A 13,050-nucleotide genomic window follows, 5' to 3' on the forward strand; every position below is an offset into this window, starting at 1 on the left:
TAAGAAATGAAGTTTAAAATTAATACAAGATTTAAGTCCTTGTTTGCTGGATTATTAGCAGTTAATCTCTTCTTTGCAGCACCTGCTTTAGCATCGGTTCAAGATACTACTGCAGCGGCAGCTCCAGTTGAGCAAACTGCCGTAGCAACGGACTCTGCGGTTGTAGCGACAGATTCAACAGCAACAGCAACTACGACTGATACCGTAGCGGCTGCTGCTCCTTCGAATTCCGTTACACCTACGGCAACCACTACACCAGAAGAAGTAAAAGTTATTGATCCTCAGGTTTACAAAAACTTGACTTACTATATCCTTTTCTTCTTGGTCATCTGTGCAGTTTTTGCTGTAATTGGTAAAGTACATTCTATCTACACCCTTACAAAACGCGTAAATGGTACTTACAATCCTTTAGCTAACAATACAATCCAAGCTGTTTTATTCTTGGTTTTCTTGGTGGCTTTCTTAGGTTTTGTTTACTATGGTTATGCAGTATGGGGAGATTGGTCTTGGAGACCAGCGGTTACCGAGCATGGTAAAGACGTAGATACCATGTTCATCATCACAACTGTAATTATTACCGTTGTTTTGGTATTGGTTCACATCCTATTATTAGGTTTCGCATTCCTTTATAGAATGCGCGCTAAACGTAAAGCCTATTTCTATCCACATAACGATGCTATCGAGCGTTTATGGACGATTGTACCAGCAGTTGTATTGACTGTTTTGGTATTGTTCGGTTTCTTTACTTGGCGTAAGATCACCAACATTCCTGAAGAGCTTAAGAAATCAGCTTTACAGGTAGAGGTGTTAGGTGAGCAGTTCCAATGGACAATTCGTTACCCAGGAACGGATGGAGTAATCGGAAAACGTAATTTCAAAATGACAACTCCATTGAACGGTTATGGTATCGATTTCAATGATAAATCCTCATGGGATGATATCAAAGGAGATGAGATCGTAATTCCGGTTAACAGACCAGTTCGTTTCCATATTCTTTCTAAAGACATTATTCACTCGTTCTATATTCCTGATTTCCGCGTACAGATCAATGCTGTACCTGGTATGACGAACTACTTCCAGTTTACTCCAACTGTAACTACGGAAGAGATGCGTGATAAGATGAATGATCCTCAATACAACTACGTGATGCTTTGTGCTAAGATCTGTGGTGCTTCACACTACAATATGCAGAAGAACGTTCGCGTGGTAACCGAGGCTGAATATAGTGAATGGTTAAGCAAGCAGGCTAAATTCTTTACAGAAGATGTACAGAAAGAGTTTGCAGAACTTCATGGTGATGATACGAAGGAAACTCGTATTGCTGCTTCAATCAATTAATAGAATAGAGAATATAAAATAGCATATGTCAACTACAGTTATATCGCACGACGCAGCTCATCACGATGATCATGGTCACCATCATGAGACGTTCTTGACGAAGTATATCTTCAGTCAAGATCACAAGATGATTGCAAAGCAGTTTTTGATCACAGGTATTATTATGGCCGTTTTCGCCATGGTACTGTCGATTTTATTTCGTATCCAACTAGCATGGCCTGACAAAGAATTCCCTATTCTAGAAGTATTCTTAGGTAAATGGGCTGAAGGTGGACGTATTAAACCAGATTTCTTCCTATCGTTAGTAACGATCCATGGTACCATGATGGTATTCTTCGTATTAACAGCAGGTCTTTCTGGAACATTCAGTAACTTATTAATTCCTTACCAATTAGGTGCACGTGATATGGCATCTCCATTGATGAACATGTTATCATACTGGTTCTTCTTTGTAGCTTGTGTTATCATGGTTGCTTCTTTCTTTATCGAAAGTGGGCCTGCGTCTGCCGGTTGGACCATCTATCCGCCACTCTCTGCCGTACCGACCGCCATCGCTGGTTCCGGTCTTGGTATGACCTTGTGGTTAGTGAGTATGACTTTGTTCATCGCTTCACAGGTATTAGGTGGTGTTAATTACATCAGTACCGTATTGAACATGCGTACTAAAGGTATGGAACTTTGGAAGATGCCTTTGACTATCTGGTCTTTCTTCTTAACGGCAATCGTAGGTTTATTATCCTTCCCAGTATTAGTTTCTGCGGTAGTATTATTATTCTTCGACCGTTCAGTAGGTACATCTTTCTATCTATCAGACTTAGTAGTAGGTGGTACGATCCTTCCTAATGAAGGTGGTTCACCAATCTTATTCCAACACTTATTTTGGTTCTTAGGTCACCCTGAGGTATATATCGTAGTTATGCCTGCATTAGGTTTAACTTCTGAGGTAATCTCTACAAACGCTCGTAAACCGATCTTCGGTTACCATGCGATGGTTTACTCTTTAGTTGGTATTACGGTATTATCCTTTATCGTATGGGGTCACCACATGTTCGTTACAGGTATGAGTCCTTTCTTGGGAGGTGTCTTCATGATCACCACGTTGATCATTGCGGTTCCTTCTGCGGTAAAGGCGTTCAACTATATTGCAACCCTATGGAGAGGTAATATCCGTTTCACTCCAGCGATGATGTTTGCTATCGGTATGGTATCATTCTTCGTATCTGGTGGTTTGACAGGATTGTATTTAGGTAACGCAACATTAGATATCAACTTACACGATACGTATTTCGTAGTTGCCCACTTCCACTTGGTAATGGGTTCTGCTTCGATCTTCGGTATGCTTTCTGGAGTTTACCACTGGTATCCGAAAATGTTCGGTAGAATGATGGATGAGCGTTTAGGTTATTTCCACTTCTGGTTAACATTTATCGGTGCTTACTTGGTATTCTTCCCAATGCACTTTATGGGTATCGATGGGGTACCTCGTCGTTACTATGCATTTACCGAATTCCCTTTCATGGAGAAATGGGTATCTGTAAACTTATTGGTTACATGGGCAGCGATCGTTTCTGCTGTAGGTCAAGTAGCGTTCTTATGGAACTTCTTCGCTTCGATCTGGTGTGGAAAACGTGCGCCTCAAAACCCTTGGAAATCCAATACTTTAGAGTGGACTACTCCGGTAGAACATATCCACGGAAACTGGCCAGGAGAAATCCCTTCAGTGTACCGTTGGCCATATGACTACTCTAAGCCAGGTCATGATGAAGACTTTATTCCTCAAACAGTTCCACACTCTCAAACCATGAGCTCTAACTTGCTACATGATTGGGAAGGAAACGAAGAGGGTATAGCTGCTCAAAAAGCGTACAACCGCGAGCACGATAGAGAAATAGAAGGGTAGGTTCATACCTACCTCTTCTTTATTCGATTATAATTTGTAATAGGAGAGATCCATGTATCCATCAGCTGAAAAGCATTTTATTCGGATAAATAAGATCACGATTTTCGTTCTTTTCATTGTTATTGCAGCAGGAGGAATCGTTAGGAGTACAGGTTCGGGCATGGGATGTCCGGATTGGCCTAAGTGTTTTAACCGTATCATTCCACCTACCGATGTTTCGCAATTGCCAGCAGGCTATGAGCAACATTATGTAGAAGGAAGGGTTAAAAAGAACGAACGATTTGCCAAAATGATTGAATTCTTTGGATACAAGGAATTGGCCGATCAGATTCGTCATGATGAATCGATATTGGTTCATGAAGAATTCAATGCCGCAAAGACCTGGACGGAATACGTTAATCGATTAGCAGGTGTAACAGCCGGATTTTTCATGCTGTTTACCGCTATTTATTCCTTTACCTATTGGAAAAAGAAAAAGGCCATAGCAATATGGAGCGTTCTTAATCTTATTGTCGTTGTGATACAAGCCTGGTTAGGCTCTATCGTTGTATCCACTAACTTAACCCCTTGGGTGATTACCATCCACATGTTACTTGCACTAGTGATTGTCTGTATTGCCATTCACACCTATTTTTGGGCGAAAACATTACGAGATGGAACGATCCTAAAGGCAAATGTAAAACCAAGTTTAAGAATCTGGGCTTTAGTGTCCATTATTCTGTTGGTAATACAAGTAGTTTTTGGAACCGATGTTAGGGAGATCATCGATCATCTTAACCAACAAGCCATTCAACGGGAGAACTGGATAGATTCTATTGGATCTGCTTATCATATACATCGTATTTTGGGCTATATAACCTTAGCCATTACGTTGTACCTGTATTTTAAGATAAAATCCACAGGTTTATTCCAAACGGTTCAATACCGTTATGCCTTGATCGCAGTGGTATTGGTTTGTATTCAAATGTTGTCAGGGATTATATTAGCAAGGTTTCATGTTCCTGCTTTTGCACAAACAACGCATTTAGTGGTGGCGAGTCTGTTCGTCGGAGCTCAGTATTATCTTTTGTTATTATTGAGTAAGCCAAAGCCCGTGCTTGCCAGTGCTTAGTTGGGAATTATTTTGATTATGAAAGAGTTTATTTCAGATTTTAACAAACTTGTGAAGCTACGTCTTACACTGACCGTAGTTTTTTCGGCCTCTATCTCCTTTTTGATAGGAGCTACCCAACAAGGAGATATCATCTGGTATAACTGGGCATTGCTTACATTCGGTGGATTCTTGGTTACTGGTGCTGCAAATGGATTTAACGAGATCATCGAAAAAGATCTGGATAAATTAATGAAACGCACCATGGATAGACCACTTCCTGCCGGAAGGATGACTACTGGACAAGCCTTGATCTTAAGCTTGTTCATGGGAATATTCGGAACCTTGGTTTTGGTGAATCTTAACTTTATCGCAGGTCTGATTTCCGTGTTTTCCATTTTCCTGTATGCATTTGTTTATACCCCACTGAAACAGAAATCGCCAATTGCGGTATGGGTAGGCGCAATTCCTGGAGCTTTACCTCCATTAATTGGGTATTATGCAGCGTTTAAATCGGCGGGATTCGGATTGGCCTATGCAGAGGTGAGTGAGCAGGCTATCGTAATCACTCCTTTGGTTTTATTCGCTATTCAGTTTTTCTGGCAGTTTCCACATTTCTGGGCTATTGCTTGGGTTTCTGATGAGGATTATAAGCGAGCAGGTTTCCGGTTATTACCGACAACGAAAAAAGATAAGTTATCAGCTTGGTTTATTTTTATATCCGCGCTGTTAATGGTGCCTGTAGGACTATTGCCTATGTACTATGGGATTGGAGGCTGGGTATTCACTACAGTTTCCGTATTGGGCGGATTGCTGTTTACCTGGTATGGGTATCAGCATTTGGTTAAAATGGAAGTGAGTACAGCAAAGAAGATCATGTTTACTTCTTTCGCTTACTTACCAATAACACAGTTGTTGTTGTTGTTAGATTTTAAACCTTTTTAAAAACAATGGAATTAAATATTGCAATGGATAAGCAAGAATTGCTAAACGAAGAACTACAGAAATCAAGAAAGGCGAAGAAATTCAATCTTTACCTGGGCATGATCGGTATGTTCATGATGTTTGCTGCTTTTTCAAGTGGGTTTATCGTGTATACGAATAGTGGGGTGGATAAAGGTATCAAAACAATTCTTCCTTATGTATTTATTTATAGTACTGCCGCTATCGTCATCAGCAGTTTAACGATGTACCTAGCTTTTAAAGCAGTAAAAAACAATGACCTTGGAAAACAGAAAATCTTTTTGATTGCCACTATCCTATTAGGTGTGGTGTTCTTTTTCCTTCAATTGGAAGCTTGGAGCGTTTTATTCAGCCGTGAGATCACATTTACCAATACGAATGCCTCACAGTCGTTTATTTACGTCTTTACAGGTTTCCACTTAGCGCACATCATAGCCGGAATTTTGGTGTTGACGCGTTGTCTGATAGGGGCCATGAAAAATATCCCCCTTGGCAACAATATTTTCCGGATGGAAATTGCCTCAATTTTCTGGCATTTTCTAGGCCTATTATGGATTTATATATATGTTTTCTTACTTTTGAATCAATAACAGTAAACAATGAGTACAACAGTATCGCAATTGGATAAGGTAAAAGAGGGACCTTGGAGCGGAGGTAAATCACCTTGGAATTTAGAGTATGGAAAGATCATGATGTGGTTTTTCCTGGTATCAGATGCCTTTACATTTTCTGCATTCTTGATTTATTATGGTGCTCAGAAATTTGCACAGCCTACATGGATCGATGCCGATAAGATTTTCCAATCTATCCCAGGTATCGCAGAATCAGGACAACCATTGGTTTTCGTAGGTATCATGACCTTTATCTTGATCATGTCATCCGTGACCATGGTACTAGCCGTAGAAGCTGGACACCGAAACTCGAAACAAGAGGTGGTAAAATGGATGTTATGGACTATTTTAGGAGGTTTAATGTTTGTTGGCTGTCAAGCTATCGAGTGGAGCCACTTGCACCATCAAGGATTCTGGTTCGGACGTAACCCAGCTACTGGATTAACGGACGATAATGCTATCGTACAAGCATTGAGCCCTTATTTTACCAAAGAGGTTTCTTATACAGCAGCCCTTCAATTTTCTAACCTTTTCTTTACCATTACAGGTTTCCACGGATTCCACGTATCGATTGGTATCTTGTTGAACATCATCGTTCTTTCTATGACGTTGAACAATACCTTCGAAAGAAGAGGAACGTATTTAATGGTTGAGAAAGTAGGTCTTTATTGGCACTTTGTCGATCTAGTATGGGTATTCGTATTTACCTTCTTCTACTTAATCTAATTTTAGGGTTCAACATTTAAACTAACGAAAATGAGTCATCACGATCATATAGCAAGCCACGATGCGCACGCGCATGGCGAAGGAATGGATAAAAAACGTATCTGGTCCGTATTCTTTGTTCTATTAGCTTTAACTGCTTTAGAGTTCTTAATCGCATTAGGATTTGTACACCACTGGGGTATCCTTCAAAAAGGAACTTTGGTGAATGTAATCTACATCATCTTAACATTGGTGAAAGCATTTTACATTGTTGCCTTCTTTATGCACTTGAAATTTGAAAAATCAGGTTTCATCATCACTTGTAGTATTGTATTCTTATTTATCATATACTTCATTATCTTAATGTTGATTGAAGGCGGTCACTTGAATGACTCTTTCACACATCAACCAATTTTCCCTCATTAATAAGCATATTTGAAATGAGTAAACATACTCGTTCGAAGAATATATCGAAATTAATTATCCTGGCACTCGTTCTATTTGTGCCAGGATTTTTATATATACTGGTTAATAAAATGGGCTCCAATGAGTACATTAAGCTACCAGTATTCGGTGAAAAACACCTTTCTGGTAAGATGAACAGGGTGATGGGTCGTGAAATTCCCGATACTGTTTTCCATCAGCTTACCGAAGTGGATTTCATCAATTATGATAATAAACCGGTTAGGTTTCTGGAATCTGATACGATTATTACCGTAGCTCATCTATTCTATGGCAAGGATCAAGGACTATCGAAGCAATTGCTGCACGATGTCAATACCATTGCTACCCGTTTTAAGTACAATCCGAAGATTCAGCTGTTTTCCATTGATGTGGATTCTACCGATAGTCAACAAGTAATGGAGGAGGCAATTGCGCCTTACAGCAAGGATAGAAACCCCAATTGGTTTGTCGTTAACCAACCCAACACCGACATTTTTAAATATGCTCGAGAGCGGATGTTATTGGAGGCTATGCGGGTGGATGGGGATCCAAACAAGTTTGTCATCAGCAACCAGATCATCTTGATCGATTCTAAAAAACGGATCCGTGGTATCTACGACATTAGCCTTCGCTCAGAAATAGATCGCTTAGAAGATGAGGTAAAAGTGCAGGTGGTAGAAGAAATCAGAAACTCACCATTAAAAGTAGAAAGAAAGTAATCATGGGAATGACTGAAGAAGAAAAAAAATATAAAGGGATTATTTGGGCTTTGTCCATCATTATCCCACTTGCCGTAGCTGCCCTGTTTGGGATCAACCTTCCAAAAATGGGTTATGATGTAAAACCATTAGGATTCCTTCCTCCAATTTATGCCACTATCAACGGCCTTACTGCAGTTACTTTGGTGGTTGCTGTTTCTGCAATCAAACGGGGTAACATCAAGTTGCACGAGAACCTGATCAAATTATGTATGGTCTTTTCATCCTTATTCTTGGTGATGTATGTGGCCTACCATATGACCTCAGAATCTACCAAATTTGGCGGCGAGGGAACTATTAGATACATCTATTATTTCATTCTGGTGACACACATCGTGTTATCCGTGGTTATTATTCCTTTTGTATTATTTACCTTTGTAAGAGGGATTGCAGGAGCCTATGAACGCCATAAAAAATTAGCCCGTATTACCTATCCAATGTGGTTATATGTAGCTGGTACAGGTGTTATTGTTTACCTGATGATATCCCCTTATTACGCACATTAAGGAGAATAACATGAAAAAGATATGGATTTATCAAGCTGATCGTTTCTTTACCCAACCTGAGCATGAACTGGCACAGGAGAAGTTGGATAGATTTGTGAAGGAATGGACTGCCCATGGGAGTCAATTAGCTGGGAAAGCGGAAATCAAATACAATTTATTTATTGTTTTTACGGTTGATGAGGCCATGGCGCAAGTGACCGGATGCTCCATTGATAAATCGGTTCGGGTATTGAAGGAATTGGAAGAGGAATTGAATATCGGTCTATTCAATAGGATGTTGATCTCCTACCGTGATACAGAAGGTAATATACAACTTGTTTCACGTGAAGTTTTTGATTCCTTGTGTAAGGAAGGTGAAGTAGGGCAGGAGACCATCGTTTTCAATAACTTGATTCAAACCGCAGACGATTATTCCAGCAAATGGGAAGTCCCATTAAAGGATAGTTGGCATGCCTCTGTTTTTTTTGCTTCGGTGTAAAAGCATACTGAAAGTATACTAAAAGTATGTAAAATGTATGTTTTATATACTTGCCTCGTACTTTAATCCTGCTTTAAGCTTACTTAAACCACGATTGCACCCTTAATTCAAACATATTTTGAAGTTATAGGTGGGAAACAAGCCCAAGAAAATTGATAATATACGTTGGGGTTATTTATTTCTTATCGATACTTAATTTTCCAGGCCCCATGATGGCAAAGGCAATATATACGGCCATGAATTCCAAAGCATGGGAAGCGCCGGATAATCCATCCCCTTTCGCCAAATGATTTAGAGCGGCTACCAACATCGTAAGTGCCAAAAATATGGACGCTGGTTTGGTCCATAGTCCCAACATCAAAAAGACAGAGCCTAGACTTTCCACCAAGCCTGCTGAAAACCCAAATACGGTAGGCATGAAATTAATGCCCAAGTTGCTCATAGATCCTCCAATCTTAGTCCATAGTTCAGGACCACCCATTAATTTCGGTAATCCGTGGAAAGCGATCATGCTTGCCCCAATGACTAACCTGATAATTAGTAAACCGATATCTATCTTTGAATTTCGCATGTATAATATGTATTAGTGCTTTTTTGGTTAGAACAATATACATTTTTTTTGGCAATTTGCTGTATCTTTGCTAGCCGACAATTTTGTTGGAATTCATTAAAAACACACAAACCTTGGATATATTTAGCAAACAACGTTATACCATAACATCAGCATTACCTTATGCTAATGGTCCATTGCATATCGGTCATTTGGCCGGTGCATACATTCCCGGAGATATTTTTGTCCGTTTTCTACGTTTGAACCAAAAGGATGTGGTTTATGTCTGTGGTTCTGATGAACATGGTGCAGCCATTACCATCAAAGCCAAAAAAGAAGGCGTTACTCCACAGGAGATCATTGATAAATACAACCTGCAGATCAAGGAGAGTTTCGAGCAGTTCGGGATCTCTTTCAACATATATCACCGTACTTCGGAGCCGATCCACCATCAATTGTCGCAGGAATTCTTCTTGAATCTTTATGAAAAAGGAGAATTTATTGAGCGTTTCTCAGAGCAATATTATGATGAGGAATTTCATCAGTTCTTGGCGGATCGCTATATCGTGGGAACCTGTCCACATTGCCACAATGAAGGCGCCTATGGCGACCAATGTGAAAAATGTGGTACTTCCTTGAACCCAACCGATCTGATCAATCCAAAGTCTACTCTAAGCGGTAAAACGCCTATATTGAAGGAAACCAAGCATTGGTACCTTCCATTGGATAAATACCAACCTTGGTTAGAGAAATGGTTGATCGAAGGAAAGAAGAATGAACTTAAATCCAATGTGTTTGGACAATGCCAATCTTGGTTGAAATCAGGATTGCAACCACGTTCAATGACACGCGATTTGGATTGGGGGGTTGATGTTCCTTTGGAGGAAGCCGAAGGCAAGAAATTATATGTTTGGTTGGATGCACCAATCGGTTATATTTCTGCCACCAAACAATGGGCAATCGATGAAGGTAAGAATTGGGAAGATTACTGGAAAAAGCAAAGTAACCCAGAAGATGATTCCACCTTGATCCATTTTATTGGTAAGGATAATATCGTTTTCCACTGCATTATTTTCCCAGCGATTTTACATGCCCATGGGGAATATATCTTACCGGAGAATGTTCCAGCCAATGAATTCCTGAATTTAGAAGGGGATAAATTATCGACATCCAGAAACCATGCGGTTTGGTTACATGAATATTTAGAAGAGTTCCCTGGCAAACAGGATGAACTGCGTTATATGCTGACTTCCATTCTTCCGGAAACCTCCGATAGTGAGTTTACATGGAAGGATTTCCAGGCACGTGTGAACAATGAATTGGTAGCCATTTTTGGAAACTTTGTGAACCGGGTTATGGTTCTTTCCCATAAATATTTTGATGGTAAGGTTTTAATGGGTTCTTCATTGACTGCAGCTGATCAGGAGGTGTTGGATGAGTTGGCAAAAATTCCTGCGCAGATCAAACAATCCCTATCGCAATACCGTTTCCGTGAAGCCTTGGCAACCTTTATGAATGCTGCCCGCTTAGGAAATAAATACCTGGCTGATGAAGAGCCTTGGAAGGTTATTAAAACCGATGAAGAGCGTGTTAAGACTGTGCTTTTTGTAGCTGCTCAGATTGTTGGAAACCTAGCGGTGATGGGACAGCCATTTTTACCTTTTACCAGTACAAAGGTTTTTGAAATGTTGAACCTGTCTGCAAAATCTTGGGAAGATGCAGGTAAAGCGGATTTATTAGCCAATGGTCATTTATTGGGAGAGACACAATTGTTGTTTGAGAAGATTATGGATGAGCAGGTGGAGTTTCAATTGACGAAATTGGCGAATGCAAAAGCGCAAAATGCTTTAGCAGCTCCTAAGGCATCACAAAAACCAAATATCAGTTTTGATGATTTTGGGAAATTGGATATTCGGGTTGGAAGAATTTTGACCGCTGAGAAGGTGGCGAAGACCAAGAAGTTGTTGAAGTTGACTATTGATACGGGGATAGATAAGAGGACGGTGGTATCTGGGATCGCGGAGCACTTTACGCCTGAGGAGATTGTTGGTAAACAGGTGAGTATTTTGGTGAATTTGGAGCCTAGAGAGATAAAAGGAATACAATCCCAAGGGATGATTCTGATGGCAGAGGATGCGGATGGAAGATTGGATTTTGTAAATCCAATTTCGGAGGTTTCTGCTGGAAGTATTGTGAGATAGGGGGGGTATTGTCATGCTGAGGGAAGTCGAAGCATCTGTTCGTTAATGGCGTACAGATGCTTCGACTTCGCTCAGCATGACATTTTTTATGGGGCCTTGTAGGTTTGAGATTGTAATGTTAAGATTGCTTCGTCGTGCCTCCTCGCAATGACGGGTAACCTCCCTACGACGACGGGTTGCCTCCTTGCAATGACGGGGAGTCGCTATCAGCTGAATTTCCTAAGCCTGCTATCAAGATCCCAATCACAAAACCGATCAAAGAAGGGACAACCCAGCCCAGATCATACGCAAAAAACGGGATATGATTCAATTTATCGATTATCCCATCTCCCAAGAGGTTAAATTGCTTCAGCAAACCAATTACAGCCATCAACGTTGATGCCGCCAATGCCAACCTATAAGGCAATTTACTCTTCACAAAAGCTCCAAAAAACACATAATAAATTACCAGTGTAATCACAATTGGATACACAAAACTCAATATCGGATAGGCAAAACTGATGATATTATCCACGCCGGTAATAGACAGGACACAGGAAACCACACAACATATGGTCACCAACAATTTATAGCCCAATTTATTTCCTGTTAATTCGGAAAAGAAGGTTCCGATGGCCGAGGTTAAGGCAATAGCAGTGGTCAAACAGGCCAGGGCAATACTAATCGCAATGGCAATGGTGCCATAATCGCCCAATATCGACCTAGAAATATAGATCAGTAATTCAGAGCGTTTGATGCCCGGATCCGAAATCCCAGAGGTCGCACCCAAGTAGATCAATCCACCATAGATAATGAACAGGCAAACAGCTGCCAAAGCACCTGCAGCAATCACCACATAATTCTTCGATTTAATATCCTTATAACCTTTTGCCTTAGAAGCCATGATTATTATTCCTGCAAAGATCACAGACGCCAATACATCCAAGGTCTGGTAACCATCAATAAAACCTAGGGTAAACGACTCGGCAGTGCTCAATGCCGAAGTGCTGTAATCCGCTATTGGATTCATAACACCAACTACAATCAAACCTATTAACAAAACCAATAACAAAGGCGTCAGGAAATTCCCGATGATATCAACCACTTTTGAGGGAGCAATGGTCAATAGCCATGTTACGGCAAAAAAAGCGATGGAAGTCCAGATGGGTTGTGCATTCGGAAAGGAGGGGAGTACCCCTACTTCAAAAGTAGTGGCGGCAGTTCTTGGAATAGCGATCATAGGACCAATACATAACATGATGATTGATCCGAGGATAGGAGCCAAGTTCTTATGCACCCGTCCACCGAGGTCATTAAAATCTTCACCGGAATTTACGATGGAAAGGATTCCAAAAAAAGGCAATAATATCCCGGTCAAACCAAAGGCTAATATCGTTATCCCAACATGATCTCCGATCTGAAGCCCGATATAGGGAGGCAAAAGTAAATTTCCGGCGCCAAAAAACATGGCAAATAAGGCAAAACCAATGGTGATAATGTCTCTAGTTCTTTTCAAAATATAGGGGT

The 13,050-nt window shown here is 40.5% G+C and carries 13 protein-coding genes; 11 read left to right on the plus strand and 2 right to left on the minus strand.

Annotated elements, in window-relative coordinates; translation table 11 throughout:
• Positions 1–6 precede the first annotated feature (6 nt).
• From E3D81_RS08220 to E3D81_RS08265, 10 genes are read left to right on the plus strand one after another with little or no spacing between them, the layout of a single operon-like run.
• Positions 7–1,338: a cytochrome c oxidase subunit II gene (locus E3D81_RS08220; RefSeq protein ID WP_099367720.1), complete on the plus strand. Its 1,332-nt coding sequence runs from the start codon at positions 7–9 to the stop codon at positions 1,336–1,338.
• 25 nt (positions 1,339–1,363) lie between these two features.
• Complete coding sequence (locus E3D81_RS08225) at positions 1,364–3,238, plus strand: cbb3-type cytochrome c oxidase subunit I (RefSeq protein WP_180268513.1); 1,875 nt, start codon at positions 1,364–1,366, stop codon at positions 3,236–3,238.
• A gap of 52 nt (positions 3,239–3,290) precedes the next feature.
• Positions 3,291–4,349, plus strand: coding sequence for a COX15/CtaA family protein (locus E3D81_RS08230; RefSeq protein ID WP_134777091.1), 1,059 nt, complete (start codon positions 3,291–3,293; stop codon positions 4,347–4,349).
• An 18-nt stretch (positions 4,350–4,367) separates the two neighbouring features.
• On the plus strand, positions 4,368–5,273 hold the full coding sequence (gene cyoE, locus E3D81_RS08235; RefSeq protein ID WP_099367717.1) for a heme o synthase: 906 nt from the start codon (positions 4,368–4,370) through the stop codon (positions 5,271–5,273).
• Between the two features lie 5 nt (positions 5,274–5,278).
• Positions 5,279–5,881 carry a heme-copper oxidase subunit III gene (locus tag E3D81_RS08240; RefSeq protein WP_245153317.1) on the plus strand — a complete coding sequence of 201 codons (603 nt, stop codon included), beginning with the start codon at positions 5,279–5,281 and terminating at the stop codon, positions 5,879–5,881.
• A gap of 9 nt (positions 5,882–5,890) precedes the next feature.
• On the plus strand, positions 5,891–6,628 hold the full coding sequence (locus tag E3D81_RS08245; RefSeq protein WP_099367716.1) for a cytochrome c oxidase subunit 3: 738 nt from the start codon (positions 5,891–5,893) through the stop codon (positions 6,626–6,628).
• Positions 6,629–6,658: 30 nt separating this feature from the next.
• On the plus strand, positions 6,659–7,033 hold the full coding sequence (locus tag E3D81_RS08250) for a cytochrome C oxidase subunit IV family protein (protein WP_099367715.1): 375 nt from the start codon (positions 6,659–6,661) through the stop codon (positions 7,031–7,033).
• A 14-nt stretch (positions 7,034–7,047) separates the two neighbouring features.
• A complete protein-coding gene (locus E3D81_RS08255; RefSeq protein WP_134777092.1) occupies positions 7,048–7,770 on the plus strand; it encodes a photosynthetic protein synthase I in 723 nt (240 codons plus the stop codon).
• 2 nt (positions 7,771–7,772) lie between these two features.
• Positions 7,773–8,315: a DUF420 domain-containing protein gene (locus E3D81_RS08260; protein WP_134777093.1), complete on the plus strand. Its 543-nt coding sequence runs from the start codon at positions 7,773–7,775 to the stop codon at positions 8,313–8,315.
• Between the two features lie 10 nt (positions 8,316–8,325).
• Positions 8,326–8,793 carry an ABC transporter ATPase gene (locus E3D81_RS08265; RefSeq protein WP_134777094.1) on the plus strand — a complete coding sequence of 156 codons (468 nt, stop codon included), beginning with the start codon at positions 8,326–8,328 and terminating at the stop codon, positions 8,791–8,793.
• Positions 8,794–8,968: 175 nt separating this feature from the next.
• On the opposite strand, the gene E3D81_RS08270 is transcribed toward E3D81_RS08265, so the two are convergent.
• Complete coding sequence (locus tag E3D81_RS08270) at positions 8,969–9,364, minus strand: DoxX family protein (protein ID WP_134777095.1); 396 nt, start codon at positions 9,362–9,364, stop codon at positions 8,969–8,971.
• Positions 9,365–9,477: 113 nt separating this feature from the next.
• Between E3D81_RS08270 and metG the strand changes: the two genes are divergently transcribed.
• On the plus strand, positions 9,478–11,544 hold the full coding sequence (gene metG / locus E3D81_RS08275; RefSeq protein WP_134777096.1) for a methionine--tRNA ligase: 2,067 nt from the start codon (positions 9,478–9,480) through the stop codon (positions 11,542–11,544).
• Positions 11,545–11,707: 163 nt separating this feature from the next.
• On the opposite strand, the gene brnQ is transcribed toward metG, so the two are convergent.
• On the minus strand, positions 11,708–13,039 hold the full coding sequence (brnQ, locus tag E3D81_RS08280) for a branched-chain amino acid transport system II carrier protein (protein ID WP_134777097.1): 1,332 nt from the start codon (positions 13,037–13,039) through the stop codon (positions 11,708–11,710).
• Positions 13,040–13,050 lie beyond the last annotated feature (11 nt).

Source organism: Sphingobacterium sp. CZ-2, from assembly GCF_004526235.1.
Classification (GTDB): Bacteria; Bacteroidota; Bacteroidia; order Sphingobacteriales; family Sphingobacteriaceae; genus Sphingobacterium; species Sphingobacterium tenebrionis.